This is a genomic window from Streptomyces sp. NPDC005262, from assembly GCF_042872425.1.
In the GTDB taxonomy this organism is placed as follows: domain Bacteria; phylum Actinomycetota; class Actinomycetes; order Streptomycetales; family Streptomycetaceae; genus Streptomyces.
Genome location: NZ_JBIAKK010000002.1, coordinates 978,405 through 1,000,575, shown reverse-complemented (window position 1 = coordinate 1,000,575; position 22,171 = coordinate 978,405). Strand labels below are relative to the sequence as shown.

Here is a 22,171-nt window from a genome sequence, read left to right as displayed (position 1 = left end):
CGTCCGGAGCGGACCCGCGGGGAGGCGCCCGCTAACCGCGCTGCTGGTCGTCCGGCCACACCCCGATGTGGTCCTGTTCCAGTTCCAGCATCACGCGGTGCTCCATCCCGAGCGTCTCCGTGTACTCGGCGGGCAGTTGCAGCCGCCCCGCGCGGTCGAGCATCGCGTACTCGCGGGCCACCTGAGACTCCTGGCCCGTCGCCGCGTCCACCTCCGTACGGCGCAGCACCTCGGACGACGTACGGCCGTCGCGGATGGCGACCGTACGGCGGACCTCGCCCGCCACCGCCTGGTCGTGGGTGACGATCACGATCGTCGTGCCCAGTTCCTCGTTGGCCCGGCGGAACGCGGCGAAAACCTGCTCGCCCGTCGCCGAGTCCAGTTCGCCGGTCGGTTCGTCGGCGAGCAGCACCGAGGGATTGTTGGCGAGCGCGACCGCGATCGCGACCCGCTGCTGCTGGCCGCCGGACATCTGCGGGGGCCGCCGGTCGCGGCAGTCCGCGACATCCAGCATCTGCAGCAGCGACTCGGCGCGTGCGGCGCGTTCACGGCTCCGGCCGCGGCCGCGCAACTGCATGGGCAGCGTGACGTTCTGGACGGCGGTGAGGTAGGGGAGCAGGTTGCGGGCGGTCTGCTGCCAGACGAACCCGACGACGTCCCGGCGGTAACGGAGCCGTTCCTTCGGGCCCATCGACAGCAGATCGCAGCCCGCGACCTTCGCCGACCCGGCCGTCGGCACGTCGAGGCCCGCCAGGATGTTCATCAGGGTCGACTTGCCGCTGCCGGACGCCCCGACGAGCGCCATCAACTCGCCCTCGGTGACCAGCAGATCGAGGCCCTGGAGGGCCTGCACCTCCACCCCGTCCGCGCTGAAGATGCGGACCAGCCGATCACAGGCGATCAGCGCGTCGTGCCCGTACGAGGGCCGGTCGCGGCGGGCGGCGGCCCGCTGTTCCAGCTCCGCCAGAGTGGTCTCGGTCGTCGAGGACGTCATCGGGTGTCTCCTGCCCTGAGTTCGGTGATCGATCCACGGCGCCCGGCCCACCAGGCCTGTACGGCTGCCACGGCGGCGGCGAGGGTCACCACGCCGAGCGCCGGCAGCGCCAGCGACCACGGGTCGGCCCGCAGTGGAGCGGTGTCGAGTGCGTCGGAGCCGGGCCCGTTGGACAGCGCCAGCTGCACCAGGTCGACGCCGGGGGCCAGCAGGGCGATCGTCGACCAGCCGACGAGCAGTCCGCCGACGGCGGCCAGCAGTGCCTGCGGCATCGCCTCGAGGCCGAGGAGCCGTCGGCCCTGCCGGAGGGTGAGGCCCATGGTCCGCAGCCGGGCCAGCAGCGCGGTGCGCTCCGGTGCGGTCTGCAGCAGTGACAGCAGTACGGCGAGCAGTGCGTAGCCCGCGCCGGCCGCGATCGCCGCCGCGTAGATCCGCTCGGCGCCCGACTGCATGGGGGTGTCGACGAACGCCGCGCGCTCCTCGGACCGCAGTTGTACGGCGAACGTCGAGCCTGCCCGGTGCGCGGCCGCGCGCAGTGCCTTCGCGTCCGGGGAGCTGCCGGTGACCAGCAGGGTGGTGGTCTGCCGATGGGTGAGGGACGCGGCGTCGACGATCAGGAAGCCGGCGTTGTCGACGGCCGGCGTGCGCGTCACCGTTCCGACGACGCGCACCTTGAAGTCCCCGGCCTGCGAGCGGATGTCGCGCGGCCGATCGCCGAGCCGCTCGGCCACGGCCGGTGAGGCGAGGACGGGCAGCACCCGCTCCTTCGAGGGCAGCGTGCCCTTCCTGGGCGCCGCTCCGGTGGCCTTCAGCCGGTCCGCGGGGAACGGTCCGGAACCGGTCGCGCGCGCCAGCTTCGCGTACGTCCCCGGATCGACACCGATCAGCGTGGTGCCCTTCGCGTCCTCGACGCCGGGCTCGTCGGACGGCAGCGGCACGCCGTACTCGATCTGGACCGGCGCCACATCCCGTACACCGCCCGCCTTCCGTACGTCCCGGACCAGCCGGTCCGGCATCGGCATCGCATCGCCCTCGCCGCTGATCCGGGCGTCCGCACCGGTGGCCCGCACCGCCGCGTCGTCCCGGGCGTCCGCGACACCCGCCAGCACCGAGCCGCCGAAGGCCGCCGTCGTCAGTGCGACCAGCAGCGCCAACAGAGCCGGTGCGCCGCTCACCGACGCACGCCCGGCACGGGCCAGGGCGAGGAAGCCGACCGCGCCGCGCAGCCGCGCGACGGTGCGGGAGGCGAGCCGCAGCGGCAGTGGGTACAGGCGGGCGAGGACCAGCGCCGCGATCAGCCCGACCAGCACCGGAGCTGCGCTGACCAGGAAGTCCGTACCGCCGCCCGCGGCCGTACCGCGGCGGCGCAGCGCGGCGACCGCGCCGATGGCCAGCACCAGCACGGTGAGTTCGGCAACCGTGCGCCGCCGCGACGGGCGGGCGGTCACCATGTCGTCGCGGGCGCCGTGCAGCCGCGGTCGGCGGTGAAGGAGCGTCGTACCCAGCGGCAGCGCGACACAGACCAGGACGGCTATGGCTGCGGCCCCGACGACCGCGGGCCACAGCCGGGCCGGGCCGACCGCGGCAACGGCGAGCAGCAGCCCGAGCGCCGCCGCGGGCACCACGGTCACCGCGGTCTCCGCGAGCAGCCGCCCGCCGATGCCGCGCAACGATCCGCCGCGTGAGCGCATCAGGGCCAGTTCGCTGTGGCGGCGGCCGGCGAGCAGGCCGCCCGTCATCAGCAGCACGACGGCGGCGACGGCACCGATCCCGACGGCGGCGACCGTGACGACCGGGCTGATCGCCGAACGCAACGCGTCGTACCGGGTGAGGACCACGTCCAGATCCGTCGTCAGCGTTGCCGCCGGACCGGCCAGCGCACGGAGCTTCAGCAGCTCCGGGCCGCTCTCCAGAGAAGCCACCCGGGAACGGAGCCGGTCCACCTCGAGTGCGGTGAGCTCGGAGGCGTCCGGCGCGATCCGCCAGTACGGCTCGGGCGCACCGGTCGTGGAGAGCAGCGCGGGCGCCGCGTCCGGCGGCAGCAACAGGGCCGCGATCCAGTAGTAGAGGGGAGGACCCTTGCTGCTTGTCGGGACCAGCGCCGGGGTACGCAGCAGGCGCTCGAACGACCAGTAGGCGGCACCCGGAAGCTTCGGAGCGACTATGCCGGTGATCCGTACGGTCAGTGGCTCCTCGCCGCGGGTCGGCACCGCGATCGTCGAACCCACCTTGAGCCCCAGGGCCTTCGCGGTCTCTTCGGTGACCGCGGCCTCGACCTCCGTGGCGGTGGTGGTGACCTCGCCGTGGACGGTGGGCCAGGCGCCGTCGCGCAGCGTGGCGTGGGCCGGCAGGGCCGAGGGGGTGGCGTACGTCAGCTCGGGATCGAGGCCGTAGGGCCGGGGCAGCCATTTCTCCCCGGCGGCGATCGGCTCCGTGGTGCGGATGCCGTACGAGGACTGGAAGGCGTCGGCCCGCACCGGTTCGGGCAGCCCGGCAAGCACCTTGCGGTGGACCGCGCCCAGCGCCGCCTCGCGCACCGCGGCCGCGCGCTCCGCCTCGACACCCAGGGCGGGCGGCGGAGCGGTCAGCTCCAGGACGCTGCGCCTGGGGTCCTCGACAACCAGGTCGTGGCGCAGCCCTTTGCTCTCGTACGTGTCGACGGCCCGTGGGAAGGCGGCGGCGAGGAATGCTGTGACCAGCACCAGCAATCCGAGCGCGCAGGCGGCCGCGGGGGCGGTACGCAGCCGGGTACGGACCCACGGGGCACAGGCCGCGGCCCGGGAGACGCCTGCGGAACGACCGCTGTCGGAACGTGGGCTCATGTCAGTTGTCCCCCTGGTGGCGCAGCGAAGTCACCGGGTCGGCGCGGCGCAGGGCGATCGCCGCAACGATCAGCAGCGGCAGCGCGGCGACGCCCGCCAGCAGTGCGGCGACCTGCCCGGCCGGCAGTTGCACCAGTACGGGCGGCACCGGCTGGGCGGCCTGCCCGGTCAGCACGATGAGTGGCACGACGGCCCTGGTCAGTACGGCCCCGAGCGCGAACCCGACCAGCAACGCGATGGCGATCAGCACGCCCTGCTCGGCGGCGATCATCCGGGCCGGCGCGCGGCGCGGCGCCCCGAGCGCCCGCAGCACGGCGAATTCGGCGGACCGTTCGCGCTGCGATCCGACAGCGCTCACCGCGAAGCCGACCGCTGCCAGCGCGGCGGCGACGACCGCCACCGCGAGCAGCGCGGACTGCGGCCCGGCGCCCAGCGGGTCGCCGAGCAGATCCCGGGCCACCTCGTCGCGGACCAGGACCTGCGCCGGGTCGGTGTCGGGCTGCGCACGGAGTGCGGCGGCGACCTTCCCGGTCTGGCCGGCGTCGGTGCTCAGCCACCATTCGGTGGCGGTGAGGACCGCGTTCGGGCGGTCCGCGAAGGCCTGGCCGAGAGCCCTGAGGTCGAGCAGCAGCGCGCCGCCGTCCCGGAGCCGGGACGACTCGGCGGCAGCTGCGGTGGCGACGCCCGGCCCGGTGGTGGGCAGCTGACGGGCCGTCCGCACGATCTTCACCCGGACCGTTTCGCCGGCCAGCGTGACATCGACGTCCTGCCCCGGCTTCGCTCCGGTCGCCTTCAGGTAGGCGTCGGTGGCCACCCCGCGGAGCGGCTGGGCCTCGGCGTGGGGCGCAGCGGCCCGCAGGTTGAGGGTCGGTACCCCGTAGCCCGTGTCCTCGACAGGAACGGACCCGGTGTCGTATCGGAGCGTCAGCGGGTCCCGGTCGGAGGAGGTCGCGTGGACGGGAGCGCCCGGCTGCGTCTCGTTGAGCAGACTGGTGGTCAGGGCGCCCTGCCAGTCGAACCCGGCCGGGACGGGGACCGGCTGCTCGGTGCCGTCCGCGGTCACCGTCCGCAGTCGGCTCACGGTGGCCAGGTGCGTCTCGGCATGCTCGACGGGCTGCCTGCTGTCCAGTTCGAACCCGGTCACGGCCAGCTCACCGGCGGCCGCCACCGCGAGCGACAGGGGGTGTACCCGGCCGTCGGCCGGTACCGGTCCGAGGAGCACCTGGTACGGGAGGCCGTAACGGTCCTCCAGCTCCACGGTGACCAACGGGGCCATGCCGGACGGTGACGCCCGGTGCGGTGCGGAGGGCACGGTGATCCGCAGGTCGAACCGGATCTCCCTGCTGCCCTTCGGCAGCAGCAGCCCGGTCCGCGCGGTCTTCGGCGGTTCGAGCGTGCTGAGCAGCCGGTCCACCGGTTCGCCGGCGAGATCGTCGCGCATCAGCATCCGCTCGTCGGCGTGCGCGGTGTCCAGAGCGACCACGTCCGCCGTGCGGTCGCCGGACAGATCCACCTTCGTACGGAACGCGGGCGCCGCCTCCCGTACCCCCGGCAGCTGTGCGTACGCCCCGGCCTTCGCCGGATCGCCGTTGATTCCGCCGACCATGCGCACCGCCGTGCCGGTCCTGAAGTCGGCCTGGTCGCCCTGCGAACGATCCCAGGACGCGCTCTGCCCGATCGCCAGCATCCCCATCGCGGCAGCCAGGACCAGCAGCAGCACCGGTCCGGCACCGCGCAGCGGGCGGCGGCTGAACTGCCAGCCGGCCAGTGCGGTGGACAGCCCCCGACCGCCCGCCGCACGACGTTCCGCCAGCCTGGCCGCGGGCGGCAGCAGCCGCAGCGTCAGCACGGTGCCCGCGAGGAGCAGCAGCGCGGGCGCGGCGACGAGCAGCGGATCGACACCGAGATCGCCCTCCCGGTCGCCGCTGAGCGCACCGCTGCCGGAGCTGCCGGTCTGCCGGTCGAGCTGCCAGTACGCCACCGCAGCGATCAGCAGCAGTCCGATGTCGGCGCCCGCGCGCACCGGTCCGGGCAGCGCGGCGGCCCGGGTGCGGCTGCGCACCCCCGCACTGGCGGCCAGCGCGGGCGCGACGACGGCCAGTGCACAGGCCAGCGCGACGGCGGCGGCCACCAGCCACACGGTGCCGGTCGCGCCCGCGTCGAGCCGCAGCCCGAGCCGGGTCAGCTCACTGCGGTCCGCCAGCAGCCGGGTCAGCGGCCCGGCCAGCAGCGGGGCGATGACGGCGGCGGGCAGCGCCAGCAGCAGCGCCTCGATCGCGGCGAGCGAGGTGATCCGGCCGCGCGAACCGCCGCGGGCCCGCAGCAGTTCCGTCTCCCCGCCGCGCTCGCTGCTCAGCAACCGCGCCACGAGCAGCAGCGCGTAGCCGGCGAGCAGCACCAGCTGCACGGCGACGATCATCAGGGTCGAGCGGGACACCAGCAGCGCCCGGTCGATCTGGTCGAGGACGGTGGGCAGCGAGGTCTGCGCGAGGGCCCCGTCCTTGAACTCCGGGGAGGCGAGGAGCGCCTTCGGGCCCCTGGTCGATGCGGTATGCAGCGCGTGGATGCGGTGCGTGGTGACGGTACGGAAGTCGGCGACGGCCAGCCACGACATCTCGCCCGAGCTGATCCGCCCGGAGTCGAGCACGGCGGGATCGGTGAGCAGCGGACCGTATGTGGTGAAGACGACCTTGCGGATGCCGCGCCCGCCGAGCTCGTCCAACTGCCAGTACGGGTCGGCCTGGTCGGCCGCTTCGTAGAGGCCGGTGACCAGGACCGGCAGCCTGGTGCCGTCGGCGAGCCGGTCGGTGAGCGTGAGCCGCGCGCCGGGCTTCAGCTTCAGGACATCGGCGGCGAGGGAGGGCAGTGCCACCTCGACGGGGGCGCCGCTCTTCCCGCTCCCGGCGCCGGGCATGCGGCCGGCGGTGAGACGGACGCGGCTGCGGTCGAGCGAGGCGAACCGGGTGAGATCCGGATCGCCGCGCCGGGCCGCCGGAGCCTGCAGGCTGCGCGGCAGGGCGTACGGCCCCGAGGCCTTCAGCGTGCGTACGGTCACCGCCAGGCCGTCGAACGTCTCACGGGCGGCCTTGCGCGCGGTCGCGTCGGCCGCTTCCCGCTGCTCGCGCTCCACCTGCGCGGAGATGACGAGCGAGGCGGACGCGGCGGAGCGGTGGGTGAGGGTGTGGCGCAGGGCCGCGTCGCCGATGGAGCCGGAGAAGGCGGTGAGTGCCGCCAGCACGGATGTGGTGAGCAGGACGGCCAGGACGGCTGCGGCGAGAAGGAGCCGATGCGCCCTCACCCGCAGAAAGACGAACCCCGTCACCTGGCCCCCTCGACACTGTCACCCCGCACGCCCCCCGACGCTCCCAGGATGTTTTCAGAGCGCACCCACCTCTGGAAACCGCTTGCAGGTGCACCTTGATGGGATCGTGACCGTTATGCGGCGGCGGAGCACCGCATTCCGCACAGTGCACGGGCGCGGGAGGGGGGGAAGAAGGGTGCGAGAGGGGGAGATAAAGGGAGAACGGGGCTGAACCGTCAGCCCTCGGTGTTCACCATGGAGGCAGCGGCGTAGGTGAGGTAGTCCCACAGCTGCCGCTCATGCTCCGGGGACAGTCCGAGCTCGTCGAGAGCCACCCGCATCCGGGCCAGCCAGGCATCGTGCGCGGCCCGGTCCACCCGGAACGGGACGTGCCGCATCCGCAGCCGGGGGTGACCGCGCTGCTCGCTGTACGTCCGGGGACCACCCCAGTACTGGATCAGGAACAGCGTGAACCGCTCCTCGGCCGGCCCCAGGTCCTCCTCCGGATACATCGGCCGCAGCAGCGGGTCCTCGGCAACCCCCTGGTAGAAACGGTGGACCAGGCGCCGGAAGGTCTCCTCGCCGCCGACCTGCTCGTAGAAGGTCTGCTCCTGAAGCGTGTCGCGCGGATTCTCTGTCACCCGTCCATGGTCGCAGACGGACCGGCCGAGGACCTGGGTCCTAGGACCCGGGCCCGGAAGGCCACCGTGCTGTGCGCCTCGTCGCTTCCGGGGGGCCCGAGCGGGAGAGTGGAGGTATGGGCCCATACCTGGATCAGTTCTCGGAGGCCGGCACCGAGGCCCGGTGGGCGATGGTGCGGGAAATGGTCGCGCGCGGTGCGCTGAAGGACCCCGCCTGGCGTGCCGCGTTCGAGCAGGTGCCGCGCCATCTGTTCGTGCCGTACTACTTCGTGGCCGGGACCGGCGGGCCCCAGCGGCTCTGGTGCGAGGACCCCGACCCGGTCCGGCGGGCCCGGTGGCTGCACGGGGCGTACGCGGACGAGGCGCTGGCCACCCGGATCCGGGACGGTGAGCTCATCTCGTCGAGCAGCCAGCCGTCGCTGATGGCCCGGATGCTGGAGGAGCTGGAGATGACGGACGGCATGACCGTCCTGGAGATCGGTGCGGGTACCGGCTACAACGCCGCGCTGCTCGCCCACCGTCTCGGCGACGACGCGGTGACCACCATCGACCTCGACCCGGAGATCACGGAGTCGGCCCGCAGACATCTCGCGGCGGCCGGTCACCACCCGGCGGTGATCACCGGGGACGGGGCGCGGGGCTGCCCCGAGCGGGGCCCGTACGACCGGATCATCGCGACCTGCACCCTGCCGTCCGTACCTCAGGCATGGCTGGCGCAGTGCAGGCCGGGGGCGCGGATCCTGGCGCCGTTCGCCACGGGTCTGATCATGCTGCGGGTACGGGAGACGCCGCACGGGAGGTGTGCCGAGGGGCGGTTCCTGTACACGCCCGCGTACTTCGTGCCGCTGCGCGGGGCGGTGCCGCCGTCGGTGCGCCACCCGCGCACCGCAGGAGTGCCGAGGCGGGTGGCCGAGGACGAGTTGTTCCTGTTCATGCTGACGTTGACCGGATCCACTCTCGACCCGCGCGAGGCCCTCTCGCTCTGGCAGCGGGAGGGGCGCCCCGAGCGGGCGAGGTTCGGCGTCACGGTCCGGGACGGGCGGCAGTGGGCCTGGCTGGACGACCCGGAGGGGCCGTACGCCTGGCCACTGCCCGCCGACCTCACGGACTGAGCGTTCCGGTCAGCCGCGCCGGATGGTGATCGTCGTCCACGCACCGACGTGCACCTGGTCACCGTCCTGGAGCGGAACGGGGACGTAGGGCTGGATCGGGTCCTCGGCGCCGTTCAGCGTGGTGCCGTTCGTGGAGTTCTGGTCGACCACGGCCCAGCTGCCGTCGGGCTGCTGCACCAGCACCGCGTGCTGGTGCGAGACCCCCGGGTCCTCCGGCGGCACGGACAGATCGACATCGGGGGACTCGCCGGTGCTGTGCCGACGACGGCCGATGGTGATCTGGTTGCCGGTGAGTTGAAGGCGCTGCTCCGGGGAGTACGCGGGCAGGTTGAGCCCGGTCGCCTCGGGGCCGCTGCGCTGCATCATCGCCAGGAAGTACTCGCGGTCCGGGGCGATGACCGCCGTCCAGTTCGCGGGCGCCTGGCTCGGTACCTGGCTCTGGAAGGGCGGCTGCTGCTGCTGCATCGGGGGCTGCGGTGCCTGCGGTGCCTGGGGCTGCGAGGGCGGCGGCAGCATCCAGTCGTCACCGCTCGGCTGCTGGACCTGTGGCTGCGGCGGCGCGGTCTGCTGCTGGAAGGACGGCGGAGGCGGCGGGCCCTGCCGCTGGAACGGGTTCGGGGGCTGCTGCGGACCCGGTCCCGGAGGACCCGGGTGGCTGCCGGGACCGGACAGCGGCTCGGCCGGACGGTTCACCTGCGAGGGCCGTGAGCTCTGATATTCGAACGGATCGCGTTGCTGCTGCGGGGGCGGCGGGGGCGGGCCCTGCTGCGCCTGGAAGCCGGGCGGCAGGTTCAGACCGGGCACCGGTCCGCCGGCACCCGGCCCACCGGGGCCCCCGTGCTGCGGGGCCAGCGGGGTGTACGACGTCGCCGTGTTCGTGAGGAAGTTCCACCGGCACTCCTCGCAGAAGGGCGCCATGGCCTCACGCGGGGTGCGGCACTGCGGGCAGAGCTCCGCCTGCTGCGTCGCGTCGGGGCCGGGGCCCTGCGGGTAGCCGTAACCGGGTGCGGGCGGCGGGGGAGGCGGCGGTGGGACTGCACCCGCAGGCGCACCCGCGCCGGCCATGCGATGGCCGCAGACCTCGCACCAGTCGTCGGAACCCGACTGGTGTCCGTTCGGGCAGGTCGGCATGTCGGCGCTTCCCCCTCTCCTCGTCCGGCCCCTGGGGGCCGTCGTCTCTGCTGCTTCGCCAGGTCGCCGAGCCGGCCGGCTGCCGGTCGGCCATCAGGTCATTTCTTCACGCGGACGGTCTTGGTGGAGCGCGTTTCGAGGGTCATCTCGTCGGCCTCCGCCACCTTCGCCTTCAGTCGCACAGTACCTGTCGCCGCATCCACGACGTCCACCACCTTCGAAAGCAGTTTCGCAGTGTCAGCGTTCCCCGAGGCCGATGCCAGCTGCACCGCGCGGCCCAGTTTCGCCGTCGCGCCATCGAAATCTCCCGACTTGCGCGCATCGAGCCCCTGTTGGATGACCTGTGCCAGTTCCGCCTGGCCCGTGTAGTGCGCGACCTGCGGATTGATCGAGGTGGACGCCACCATGTCGTCGGTCCACACCGCCCGCACCAATCCCTGCGAAAGCGTCTGCGGAGCCGCCGTCCCCGACGGGTCGGGGAGGATCAACGAGACGCGGGCCGCGAGCATTTCCTGCCCGATCCCGGCCTCCGGCACCTGTACACACACGTGGTAGTCGCGGGACTCGTCGCCCCAGGACCCGGTCGGGTAGTCGCCGGCGCGCGGGCCCGCCTCGGTGCGTCGGTCGGTCAGCTCGGCGACCGTCGGTGCGACCTGCTTCACGAACTTGATCTGCACTCCGACGGGCGTCCAGAGCCGCAGCGCCACGTCCGCGATCTCCTTGCCCATCGCGTTCTCCATCATCTGCGTGAAGTCCGCGGCCAGCCCTGCCGGATCGGCGACGATGTCCACGGTGCCGAGCAGCGCGGAGGCTATGGCTGTGACTTCTTTCACCTCCCAGTCGGTGCCGACGCCGCGGGCGTCACAGGTGAAGCGGCCCGCGCACGCCTCGAGCGCGTCCGCCAGGTCCTGGGGCGACTCGTGCTCGTTGCGGCCGTCGGTGAGAAGGATCCCGTGCCGGATGCCCACGTCGGCGGCGCCGAGCAGCCGGTCGGCCAGCCGCAGCCAGGTGCCGATCGCCGTACCGCCGCCCGCACTGAGCCGACGCAGCGCCTCCTTGGCCTGGGCCCTGGTCTGTGCGTCGGCGGTGGCGAGGCGGCCGTTGCCCGGGTAGACCTCCTTGGCGACGTGCGTGCCGCCGACCACGGCGAACGACGTGCCGTCGCGCAGGGTGTCGATGGCCGCTGCTGTCGCGTCGCGGGCGTTGCGCATCTTCGTCGGCGGATAGTCCATCGATCCGGAACAGTCCACCATGATCACCACGGCGGCGTTCGGTCCCTGCCCGGGTACATGGGCGGGCGAGGCGGTCGCACCGGTCAGCGGGACGCCACCGGTGGTGCCGCCACCGGTCGACGTGACCGTGACGATCGCGTTGACCTCACGGCCGCCCTCCGGCAGGTATTCGTTCTGGTACACCTCGACGGAGAACTGCGGCACGTGGGACTTGGAGAAGTTGGCCATCTGATCGGCTCCTGGCGAAGGTGGCAGAGCTGGCAAAGGTCGCAGTGGGCGAGCGGACGGACGGAACCGGACTCAAACAGGACTCAAGCGGTGCTCCAGGCCGATCCTGCCCCTTGCGGAGGTACGGCGAACGGCAGCAGAGCCACTGTTACGTTGTCGTGGCCCCCACCGTCGAGCGCGTGACCCACCAGCACCTGGGCTCCGTGCAACGGTCGTTCGTGCGCGTCCGGGGGGACGACCGCGGCCATTTCGGCGGCCGACTCCGCGTAGTTCCACAGCCCGTCCGTGCACACCACCACCAGACCCGGCCGGTCCGGCTTGAACGAAGCGGTGTGCGGCTCCAGTTCGTAGGCATCGGCGCCGAGCCAGCCCGTGATGGCGTGGGCGCGCTCGTCCGCGTACGCCTCGGCCTCATTCATCAGGCCCGTCGCCACCATCTGCGCGGCCCAGGAGTCGTCCTCGGTGAGCCGGGCGGGCGGTGTGCTGCGGTCGTCCGGCACCCAGTAGACGCGGCTGTCGCCGACCCAGCCGACGACCAGCAGGCCACCCGCCATGACCGCGCCGACCAGGGTGCAGGCCGGGGCGTTCTGGTGGTGGTGCGGATCGTGCTCCCGGGCCCGGTCGTCGTCGTGGGCCAGCGCGTTGACCGACTCCGCGGCGGCGACGATCGCGTCGTGCATCGCCTGCTGCGGGTGAGCGCCGCGCGGCAGCGACTCCAGCAGCGACTCGTTGGCGGCGGTCGCGGCCGCGGCGGAGGCCTCGTCGGGGCGGCTCGCGGAGGAGACGCCGTCGCAGACGATCGCGACGACCGCCGGAGAGCCGTCCGGCAGGGCGGTGGTCGAGACGGCGAAGGAGTCCTCGTTGCGGTGATGGCGCAGCCCCCGGTCGCTGACGGCGGCCACCGAGCCGAGCTCCTGCTCCATGTGGTCGCGCTCGCGGGGCTGGGCGTGACCGCAGTTCTCGCAGTAGCCGTCGGAGTCGACATGACCGGCGCGGCAGGCGACGCACAGCTTGGTTCCGTCCGGCGGGGTGAGGGCCGCCTCCGGGAAGGCGACGCCTGCGGAGGTACGGGGGTCGGGGGCGACGGGCGCCGCCAGCTCGAAGTCACCGGAGCCGGAGCCGGAGCCGGAGCCGGAGCCGGAGCCGGACTCGGAGCCGGACTCGGAGCCCGGCCCCGGGCCCGAGGCGTTCGGGCGGTCGAAGCGGACCCCTGCGGGAGCATGTACCGGTGCACCGCCCGGCGCGGGCGGCTCGGACCGGCCGGCCACGGGGGCGGCCGACCACTCGACCGAACCCGAAGCCGCCGCGGTGGGCGCGCCCGGCCCGGAAGCCGCCGTGCCCCTTGGCGCACCGCCCTCCACGGGCGCGGCCATCGCGATCGTCGGGTGGTCCTCCGGCGGCGCCGGTACGACCGACAGGTCGTACCCGCACGCACCGCAGAACAGGTCGCCCGATTCCAGCGGCTCCTCGCAGTTCGGACACCTCGACAAGGCGGTCTCCTGGTGCATCTGCGACATCTTCACACCCACGTCCGGGGGCGGAAGCGGTTGGCCCGCTCCACCAGTTCGATCCTCTCGTCGCCACGCTGCGCAAGCCGGGCGAGCATCCGGTACGAACGCTCAAGACCGAAACGCAGCCCGCGTTCGTCCACCTCGCTGCCGAGCAGCATCCTCGGTCCGGCAGGAGCTCGGGACTGCCGGGAGTCCGGCCGGCCCGTGGGGCTCCCGGAGAGTACCCAGTCCAGCGCCGTCCCCAGCACCTCGGTCGACAGCTGCTCACGGCGCACCGCGTCCAGTCCGAAACTCTGCAGCCCGGACACCTGGTCGGCGGCGGCCGTCAGATCGGCGATCAGCGGCTCGTGCGGGGCGCGTTCACGCAGCCGGGCCCGTACGGCGGCGACCCGGGCGGCCGTGTAGTGGATCGACGCCTCGGGCACGGATTCCAGCGTCCGTACGGCCCCGGCCCGGTCCCCGGCCGCCGTCTGCACCCGGGCCAGGCCGAACGCGGCGCTGACGAAGCTCGGGTCGGTCGTCCACACCAGGCGGTAGTACTCGGCAGCGTTGTCCAGCTGGCCGAGGACCTCCGCACAGATCCCCAGCGCCAGCTTGGGAGCGGGCTCACCGGGGAACGCGTCGTAGACCGCGTCGAAGGACAGCGCGGCGCTCTCGTTGTCACCCGTCACCAGTGAGGCGATCCCGCGGTACCAGACGACCCGCCAGTCGTCCGGGTGCTGTGCCTCCAGACCGGTCAAGGTCTGTCCGGCGGCGCCCAGTTCGTTCATCTCCAGGCGGGCGCGCAGCTCCCGGAGCCTGGTCTCCAGCGAGGCGGCGGGTACGGCCTGCAATGCGGCAATCAGTTCGGCGGGTGCAGACGCCATCAGCCCGGCGAGGAAACCCGCGTTGGGGTCGTTCGCGTCCACCCGCGGTACGGGCAGCGCGAGCGAGGTGGCCCGCGCGTCGAGCCCGGCCAGCCGTGGCACGCCTGGAGCGGAGGTCCCCGGCAGGGGGCCGGGCCCGACCGGTACGGGCGCGACCCGGGGTGCCGGAATGGCCGCCTGCGTCTGTGCGTACGGGGTGGGGGCGCCGTTGCCGCCCCGTACGTGCGTGGCGGACGCCGACAGCGGCGCGGCCCCCGGAGCCGACTGCCCGGGAATGAACGGCGGCGCACCGGGCGCCACCTGCCCGGCCGCCGTCGGCGCGGCGACCGGAACCCCGCCGAACGCCGAGACCGGACCCCGGTCCTTCCCCCTGCGCCGTCCGGCCGGCTCCGTCCGTACCCCGAGCCGCGACACATCGTCCGTCAGCTCGGCGAACAACTGCGTGTCCGTGACCCGCAGTTCCGTGCCGAACAGCGTCGAGAGCGCCGGTCGCGGCCGCCCCGTCTGCAGCGCCACGACCTCCCGCAACACCCCCGTCAGCTGCTCCGCCATCTCCGACGCGGAGGCGAACCGTCTCGCCGGATCCGGATCCGTGGCCCTCACCAGCAGCCGGTAGAACGACTCGTAGGTCCGGAACACCTCGATGTTGTCCGGGTCCGGCAGCGAGTCCACGAAGACGTTCGTGTACCCCTGGAAGTCGAAGGTGAGCACCGCGAGCGTCCGCGCGACCGTGTACAGATCGGAGGCGATCGAGGGGCCGACCTCTGCGACCTCCGGCGCCTGATAGCCCACCGTGCCGTAGATGGCCGACTCCTCGTCGTCCATCCGGCGCACCGCGCCCATGTCGATCAGCTTGAGCTGGTCCTCGGTCTGGATCGCGTTGTCGACCTTGAAGTCGCAGTACAGCAGATTGCGGCTGTGCAGATGGCCGAGCGCCTCCAGCGCCTCGATGCCGTACGCGCAGGCCTGCTCGACCGGCAGGGGATCCCGCTTCCCGGAGGGGGTACGGCGCTCGTTCGCGATCTCCTTGAGCGCCTTGCCGCCGACGTACTCCATCACGATGTAGCCGTCGAGCGAGCCGGTGCGCTGGTCGAGATGCTCGACGAAGTTGTAGATCCGGACGATGTTGGAGTGCTCGATCTCGGCGAGGAAGCGGCGCTCCGAGATCGCGGCCGCCATGGCGTCCTGGTCACCGGTGTCCAGCAGGCCCTTGAGGACCACCCAGCGGTCCGAGACCGCACGGTCCACCGCGAGATAGACCCAGCCGAGCCCGCCGTGCGCCAGACAGCCCGCCACCTCGTACTGGCCGTGCACGATGTCGCCACCGTGCAGCTTCGGCACGAAGGAGTACGGGTGGCCGCACTTGGTGCAGAACCCCTCGGTCCGGCCCGGCCGTTCACCCCGGGAACGGCCCACCGGTGCCCCGCAGTCGGAGCGCGAACAGAACCGTTTCCGCTCCGGCACCTCCGGGTTCTCCATCACCGCGGAGCGTGGGTCTGGGCGCGGCACGTCCGGCACCTGCACCAGACCCGCTCCGAGCCGGTTCCGCCCGGACGCCCCCGTCGACGCACCGGACGAGCGCACCGACACCGAGCGGGACGTGGCGCTGCCCGACAGGGAGCGCGACAGCCGCCCCGACACCGAACGCCGCGAGGTCGACGAGCGGGCCGAGGACCGCGAGGAGGATCGGGACGACGCCCGCGAACCGCTCCGCGCCGAACTGCTGTTGCTGCCCTTGCCGCTCGCGCGTCCGGCCGCGATGCCGGTGGGCGGCGAGCTCACCATCCCCGTCGGCGAGACGACCGGAGCCAGACCGCAGGTGTCGCAGTACAGCTCACCGCCGCCCATGTCCTCGTAGTTGCCCTCGCACGAGGGGCGCTGGCACTGCGTACTCATGGTCTGTCCCCCTGTTCGCCCCGCCGCAGCAGCGGCCTGTTCGCCCTGCCCGTACGCGTACGCCTGCTCATCGGCGGTCCTCCGGTGCGAACGGCCGGCGCGGGTTGAGCAGCTCCGCCACCGCCTCCTGGTAGCGCAGCACCGCCTGTCCGGCGACCCGCAGATCGCACGGCGCGCTCCACAGCATGCGGCGTGCCGCGTCGTACCGCTCGATCAGCACCGGGTCCTCCGCCAGGCCGTGCCGGGCGACCTTCGCCTTGTACGCGTCCAGCCGGCCGCGCAGCTCCGCCCGGACCGCCAGCGGCGCGGTGACCGCCGTCAGCGACTCGCGGGCGCGCAGCAGTTCGTCCTCGGCCTCCCGCTCCAGGGACTCCAGCAGCGGGGAGAGCCGGTGCCACTGGGCATGCCTGCGGTACTCCGACGCGGCGGCCAGCCTCTCCTGGAGGGCCGTCGGCGGGCCACTGACCGCGGGCACCTCGGAGGCGGCGATCTTCGCCAGCACCTCGCCGCGCGCCGACCGGGCCTCGGCCAGTGTGCGGTCCGCGCGGGAGAGCACGTCGCGCAGCTGGACCAGGCGCTGCTCGGCGTCCTGCCGGACCGCGAGGACCGCCTCGATCTCACGACGCACGTCGTCCAGGGCGCGGGCCGCCCGGTCGTAGCGCGCCGTGTCCGGTCGGCCGCCGCCGGGCGCCGCGCTGCCGGGGCCCGGCAGCCAGAACGCCAGCGGATCGGAGATCACCTGCACCCGCAGCGTGGTCAGCTCATGGGTGATCGACTCCAGGTCGTCGCCCGCCGGATGCTCTCCGGGCCGCACGCCGACGGAGTGCGCCAGCGAACGCGTACGGCGCAGCTCGGCGGAGAGCAGATCTATCCGGGCGGGGAGCGCGGACCAGACGGAGTCGGAGGCGACGACCATGTCCAGTGAGCGTGCGTACAGATCGTTCATCCGGGCGACCAGCTCCTCCAGCGAGAACCGCTCGGAGAGCTTGGCCGGGCCGGTGATCGACGGATCGGCCCGGGTGGCGGTGGACGCCATCGTCACGCTCTGGCCGCGCAGCAGCTCGGTCAGCGCCACCAGGTCGTCGTGGTTGGGGGAGCGCCGCCTGGCCCGGATCTCACGGGCCTCCTCGATCGCTGCGGCATAGGCGTCGAAATACCCCCACAGCAGCGTGATCGACTGCTCGGTGGTGGCCCAGCGCTCCTTGGTGACACCGGTCAGATCGGCGCCCTCCAGGAGCCGGCGGCCGGCATGGTCCTGCAGGGCGAGGAGCGAGGTCTCGATCGCCTCGTGCTCCGCACCGAGCCGCGCCAGCGCACGGTCCGCCTCGTCCCGGTCCAGGACCGGTCCGGGGGACTTCCCCGCATAGCCGGGGAAGGGGCCCGCGACGCCCATCGATCACCTCTCTGCTCTCCTCCGGGCCGGGCCCGGCAGGATCAAGGACTAATTGCTCCGGTACTTGGGCGCAGGCGGCGCCGATATCCCGGGCAGTCCGCTCGCCAGCCACTTCCGGTACGACACCATCCAGGGGCTGTCCTCGCCTCCCTTGCGGTAGTCGACCAGCACCTGATTGACCCGGGCCACCAGGTCGTTCGCGCCGTGCTTCGTGGCCACGCCGTAGTACTCGGTGGTGAACGGCTTGTCGCCCTTGAGGACGACGGCCGGGTCCTGGGCGGCCTGGCCCGCCGCCAGTGCGTTGTCGGTGACCACCGCGTCGACCTCGCCCAACTGCAGCCGGACCAGGCAGTCCAACTGGTTGGGGACGGTGAGCTGGTCCTCGTCCGCCTCGGTGCCGTCGTGCCGGTCCTTGAACTCGGCGCCGAAGGACTGCTTCTCCAGTGCCTCGTACGCGGTGGAACCCTCGGCGGTGCAGACCCGCTTGCCGGCCAGGGACCTGTCGTACCCCGTGATCGGCGAGTCCTTCGGCGCGAGGACCTGCTGACCGGCCTGGAAGTAGGCCGTGGAGAACGAGACCTGGTCCAGCCTGGTGCAGTTGATCGTCATCGTCCGGACGACGACGTCGACCTTGTCGTTCTCCAGGGCGGCGATGCGCTGGTTGGTGGGGATGGCCCGGAAGATCACCTTGTCCGGGTCGCCCAGGATGTTCTTTGCGATGGCCCGCACCAGATCGATGTCGAACCCCTCGAGCTTCCCGGTCTCCGGGTTGCGGTAGCCCCAGCGGAAGCTGTTCTGGTCGACGCCGGCGATCAGCTTCCCGCGCTCCTTGATCTTCTCGATGTCCGGCCCGTCGGCGCTCGACGGCTGCAGGCTCGCCTCCGGGTCCGTGCAGTCGTCGGCACTGGCGGGCACCGCCGTGGCCGTACCCGGCCCGGAGACACCGATGCCGAACGGCCCGGAGCCGCCGTGCGAGAGCGGCAGCAGGGTGAGCGACGCCGTCACCGCGCAGGCCACGGCCATCCCCGTCACCCCGCCCCAGCCGCGCAGCCTGTCCCGGGTGGAAGTGGTCCTGGTCATCGTTCCCCCTCTCACCGGTACTCCGACAGTCTGCGGTTGACCCCGACGATCGCGGCGACCGCGGCCAGTACGGCGAGAGCGGCCGCCCCGATCGGCAGCCCGCCCAGCGCCCCGCGCCCGTCCTCGGCGGCCCGGGTGAACTCGCCCTGCTCATGGGCGAGTGCCTTCTCCAGCGCCTCGTCCACCCGGTTGAAGGACTCCCCCGTGGAGTTCCTGGGCCCGATGATCTGCTTCAGGGCGCCCTCGTAGTCGCCGTTGTCGTCGGTCGTGCGGGCGGTCCGGTGGCGGCCCTGCCACTCGGAGACACCGTTGATGGCATCCGCCACCGGCCCGCTCCCCTGGGAGTCGTCGGCGAGCTTCCTGGCCGTCCCCAGCTCTTCGCGGAGGGCCTTCATGCCCGTGGTGTAGTCGGTCTGGTACTTGTCGTTCTTGCCGTCCGCGGTCAGTACGGCGCCGCGGGCGACGAGGGTGAGGTTCTCATTGGCGCGCGCCTTCAGCGAGTCGATCCGCGCGTGATTGAGCACATCGAGGGACTGCTGGCCGTGCACATTGGCGTCCTGCAGTTCGGACCGCGCGACCGTGTGCCCCACGCCCAGCCACAGCAGCAGCACCGTCGACGCGGCGGTCGCGGCGAGCAGCCCGTGGTTGAAGACCCGGTTCGTCCTGCGGTAGTTGCGCCGCTGTGCCCAGAACAGCGCACCCAGCGCCACGACACCGAGGCCCAGCGAGAGGAACGGCCACGCTCTCGCGGAGTCGTAGTCCTGATCGAGCCGGCCGGTCTCCGCCGTGTACAGCCGCTCGGCGGCCGGCAGCAGCTCGGTGGACATCTTCTGGTTCGCGTACCGGAGATAGGCACCGCCCAGAGGCAGCCCCTGCCGGTTGTTGGCGCGGGCCCGCTCGATCAGACCGGTGTACCGGGGGAGTTCCTCGTTGAGTTCGGTGATCTCCTGGCCCGACGGCGACGACGCGTCCGTGGTGGACGCCGCCTTCACCAGCAGCCTGGACGCGTCCTCGATGTCCTTCTCGTAACGGTCGTGGACATCGCGCGGCTCCTGCGCCCCCGCGAGGAATCCGCTTGCCGCCGCCGTGTCCGCATCGGCCAGCGAACGGTAGATGTTCGCCGCCTCGGCGCTCAGCGGCTGACTGCGGCTCACCACGTCGTCGGTGGCGGCCGCCCGGCCGGAGATCTCGAACGCCGTCACGGCCCCGAACGCGATGACGAGTACCGCCAGCGCGGCCCCGATGATCTGGAGCCTGCCCGGTTCGGTCGTCGCCGCGGCCCGCAGCCGTGCCGTCGACCCGGACCAGGCGCTGCGATGCGGCGCGGGTACCGGCGGGGGTACGGGCGCGGGCGGCTGGGCCGACGCGTGTTCCGGCGCCGTGCGCACATTCGGCGGGTATGTCACGTGACCTCCCCCTCGGTCGCTGACGGTGGCCCGTCCCCCGGCCGATCGGGGGACTGATGCCCGGCCAGAAGTATGGCCGCAGGGACTGACATCCACACCAGGAACACCTGGATCCCGCACCGGGCCACGGATGCACACGCATTCGATCAAGGACGGCGCCGTCGATCAAGACGATCGACGGTGCAGTCCCCGAAGCGGACCGATCTCCCCATCCATGAACACGTTCGGGACAACTGATCGGTTCCCGTACGCAAGGGGCGTCCTGCAGCACAATGGCCACAGGACGCCCGTCCGCGTTCCCGATGTTGCCGATGCTCAGACGTACTGCGCACGGAGCCTGTTGTGCACCTCCGGCGCCGCCCCCGTCCGGTCCAGGCCCAGCAGTCCGGCGCCCAGCACCGGCGGCTCCGCCACCACCCGGATCACCGCCTTCGGGGCGCGTATCGCGAGGAGTTCGGCGATCGTGTCGTCCAGCTGCGGGTGACGGGCCGCCAGCACGCTGCCGCCCAGCACCACCGGCGCCTCCTCGTCCAGCAGCCCGAGGCGGGTCAGCGCGACCGACGCCATCGCCACGACCTCCTCCGCGAGCCGGTGCACCAGAGCACGTGCCACCGGGTCCCCGGCCGCACCGGTCGCGAACAGCACCGGCGTCAGCTCGTGCCGGCGCTCGAACTCGATGTGTCCCAGATGCACCGCCTCGATCAGCGCGTACATCGAGTCCAGCCCGAAGTGGGCGGGGAGCGTGCGGACCAGCTCCGTCGGCTCCCCGCGCCCGTCCTCGGCCCGCGAGGCGAACCACATGGCCTCCTCGGCGAGCCCCGAACCGCCGCCCCAGTCACCGGAGATCCGGCCGATCGCGGGGAAGCGGGCGGTCCGCCCGTCCGGCACCATGCCGACACAGTTGATCCCCGCGCCGCAGACGACGGCCACGCCCCGGGGCTCGTCGACGCCCGCGCGCAGGATCGCGAAGGTGTCATTGCGGACCTCGACCGTGCCGCCCCAGCCACGGGCCCGCAGTGCCTCGGCCAACTCCCGTTCCTCCACCGGGAGATCGGCATTGGCGAGACAGGCCGACACATGGCCGACGGAGTCGACGGGGCCGGCGGTCCCACGCGCTTTCGCCAGCGCCTCGTCGAGCGTCGCACCGAGGACGTCCACCGCCGCCGCGACGGAGACGGCCTGCGGCTGGAAGCCGCCCCCGCGAGCCGTGCTCAGCACCGTGCCGTCCGGTCCGATCAGTGCCACATCGGTCTTGCTGTTCCCCGCGTCGATGGCGAGGACCGCAGCGTTCACGCCCACGCCAGGTGCTCCCGGTTGTGCGCGATCAGCTTGTCGGTGAGCGCCTCGGCGTACTCGAACTGGCCGATCAGCGGGTGGGCGAGCAGTGCCTTGAAGACCCGGTCCCGGCCCCCGCGCAGCGCCGCTTCCAGGGCCAGGTCCTCGTACGCCGTCACCTGGGAGATCAGACCGGCGTACAGCGGGTCCAGCTCGGGAACGGTGAGCGGCGTCGCGCCCGTGCCGTCGACCCGGGCCTGCACCTCGATAACGGCGTCGTCCGGCAGGAACGGCAGCGTCCCCTTGTTGTACGTATTGACCACCTGCACCGCGGAACCGCCCGAGCCCAGCAGCGAGGACGCCAGGTCCACGGCCGCCTCCGAGTAGAACGCGCCGCCACGTCTGGCGAGCAGCGCGGGCTTCTCGTCGAGTGCCGGGTCGCCGTACATGGCGAGGAGTTCCTTCTCCATCGCGGCGACCTCGGCCGCCCGGGACGGCTTGCTGCCCAGCTCCCGTACGACCTCGTCGTGCGCGTAGAAGTACCGCAGGTAGTACGAGGGGACGACGCCGAGCCGGTCGACGATCGCCCGGGGCATGTGCAGATCGTCGGCGATCGTGTCGCCGTGCTCGGCGAGCAGCTTCGGCAGCACGTTCTCGCCGTCCGGGCCGCCGAGCCGGACCCCGAGCTCCCACGTCAGGTGGTTGAGCCCGACGTGGTCGAGGTGCACCTCGCCGGGGGTGACGTCGAGCAGCGCGGCGAACTTCCGCTGGAAGCCGATCGCCACGTTGCACAGGCCGACGGCCTTGTGACCGGCCTGGAGCAGCGCCCGGGTCACGATGCCGACCGGGTTGGTGAAGTCGATGATCCAGGCGTCGGGGTTGGCACGGCGGACCCGCTCGGCGATGTCGAGGACGACCGGGACGGTGCGCAACGCCTTGGCGAGACCGCCGGCCCCGGTCGTCTCCTGGCCGATGCAGCCGCACTCCAGCGGCCAGGTCTCGTCCTGGTTGCGGGCGGCCTGGCCGCCGACGCGCAGCTGGAGCAGGACCGCGTCGGCGTCGGCGACGCCCGCGTCGACGTCCGAGGTGGTGACGATGCGGCCCGGATGGCCCTGCTTGGCGAAGATCCGCCGGGCGAGGCCGCCGACGAGTTCGAGGCGGTCGGCCGCCGGGTCGACGAGCACGAGCTCCTCGACGGGGAGTGTGTCCCGCAGCCGGGCGAAGCCGTCGATCAGTTCAGGTGTGTAGGTGGACCCGCCACCAACTACTGCGAGCTTCATAGG

General features: G+C 72.7%; 14 protein-coding genes. 1 reads left to right on the top strand and 13 read right to left on the bottom strand.

The features are described 5' to 3' along the window. Positions 1-31 precede the first annotated feature (31 nt). From ACFYP5_RS09645 to ACFYP5_RS09630, 4 genes are all read right to left on the bottom strand, one after another. Complete coding sequence (locus tag ACFYP5_RS09645) at positions 32-994, bottom strand: ABC transporter ATP-binding protein (protein WP_389032729.1); 963 nt, start codon at positions 992-994, stop codon at positions 32-34. Next, positions 991-3,816, bottom strand: a complete 2,826-nt coding sequence (locus ACFYP5_RS09640) for an FtsX-like permease family protein (RefSeq protein ID WP_389032726.1) — start codon at positions 3,814-3,816, stop codon at positions 991-993. Before ACFYP5_RS09640 ends, ACFYP5_RS09645 begins: the two co-directional genes overlap by 4 nt. Position 3,817: 1 nt before the next feature. Continuing rightward, the gene (locus tag ACFYP5_RS09635) at positions 3,818-7,138 is read right to left on the bottom strand and encodes an FtsX-like permease family protein (protein ID WP_389032723.1); all 3,321 of its coding nucleotides are present in this window, start codon (positions 7,136-7,138) and stop codon (positions 3,818-3,820) included. Between the two features lie 215 nt (positions 7,139-7,353). Next, positions 7,354-7,758, bottom strand: coding sequence for a globin (locus tag ACFYP5_RS09630; protein ID WP_389032720.1), 405 nt, complete (start codon positions 7,756-7,758; stop codon positions 7,354-7,356). 116 nt (positions 7,759-7,874) lie between these two features. Here ACFYP5_RS09630 and ACFYP5_RS09625 point away from each other — a divergent pair, with 116 nt between their 5' ends. Continuing rightward, a complete protein-coding gene (locus ACFYP5_RS09625) occupies positions 7,875-8,870 on the top strand; it encodes a methyltransferase domain-containing protein (protein ID WP_389032718.1) in 996 nt (331 codons plus the stop codon). A 9-nt stretch (positions 8,871-8,879) separates the two neighbouring features. Here ACFYP5_RS09625 and ACFYP5_RS09620 read toward each other — a convergent pair whose 3' ends face one another. From ACFYP5_RS09620 to ACFYP5_RS09580, 9 genes are all read right to left on the bottom strand, one after another. Beyond that, on the bottom strand, positions 8,880-10,001 hold the full coding sequence (locus tag ACFYP5_RS09620; protein WP_389032715.1) for an FHA domain-containing protein: 1,122 nt from the start codon (positions 9,999-10,001) through the stop codon (positions 8,880-8,882). Positions 10,002-10,099: 98 nt separating this feature from the next. After that, positions 10,100-11,461: a VWA domain-containing protein gene (locus tag ACFYP5_RS09615; protein ID WP_389032713.1), complete on the bottom strand. Its 1,362-nt coding sequence runs from the start codon at positions 11,459-11,461 to the stop codon at positions 10,100-10,102. An 83-nt stretch (positions 11,462-11,544) separates the two neighbouring features. Continuing rightward, positions 11,545-12,978 carry a protein phosphatase 2C domain-containing protein gene (locus tag ACFYP5_RS09610; RefSeq protein WP_389032710.1) on the bottom strand — a complete coding sequence of 478 codons (1,434 nt, stop codon included), beginning with the start codon at positions 12,976-12,978 and terminating at the stop codon, positions 11,545-11,547. A 2-nt stretch (positions 12,979-12,980) separates the two neighbouring features. Beyond that, positions 12,981-15,734: a tetratricopeptide repeat protein gene (locus ACFYP5_RS09605; protein WP_389032708.1), complete on the bottom strand. Its 2,754-nt coding sequence runs from the start codon at positions 15,732-15,734 to the stop codon at positions 12,981-12,983. A 67-nt stretch (positions 15,735-15,801) separates the two neighbouring features. After that, the gene (locus ACFYP5_RS09600) at positions 15,802-17,127 is read right to left on the bottom strand and encodes a hypothetical protein (protein WP_389032705.1); all 1,326 of its coding nucleotides are present in this window, start codon (positions 17,125-17,127) and stop codon (positions 15,802-15,804) included. A 48-nt stretch (positions 17,128-17,175) separates the two neighbouring features. After that, positions 17,176-18,207, bottom strand: a complete 1,032-nt coding sequence (locus ACFYP5_RS09595; protein ID WP_389032702.1) for a glutamate ABC transporter substrate-binding protein — start codon at positions 18,205-18,207, stop codon at positions 17,176-17,178. Between the two features lie 11 nt (positions 18,208-18,218). Then, positions 18,219-19,613 (bottom strand): hypothetical protein, encoded by a 1,395-nt coding sequence (locus tag ACFYP5_RS09590; RefSeq protein WP_389032699.1) that lies wholly within the window; start codon positions 19,611-19,613, stop codon positions 18,219-18,221. Between the two features lie 315 nt (positions 19,614-19,928). Continuing rightward, positions 19,929-20,912 (bottom strand): N-acetylglucosamine kinase, encoded by a 984-nt coding sequence (locus ACFYP5_RS09585; RefSeq protein ID WP_389032696.1) that lies wholly within the window; start codon positions 20,910-20,912, stop codon positions 19,929-19,931. Continuing rightward, positions 20,903-22,168: a 6-phospho-beta-glucosidase gene (locus tag ACFYP5_RS09580; RefSeq protein ID WP_389032694.1), complete on the bottom strand. Its 1,266-nt coding sequence runs from the start codon at positions 22,166-22,168 to the stop codon at positions 20,903-20,905. The genes ACFYP5_RS09585 and ACFYP5_RS09580 overlap by 10 nt, the downstream gene beginning before the upstream one ends. Positions 22,169-22,171: the final 3 nt, after the last annotated feature.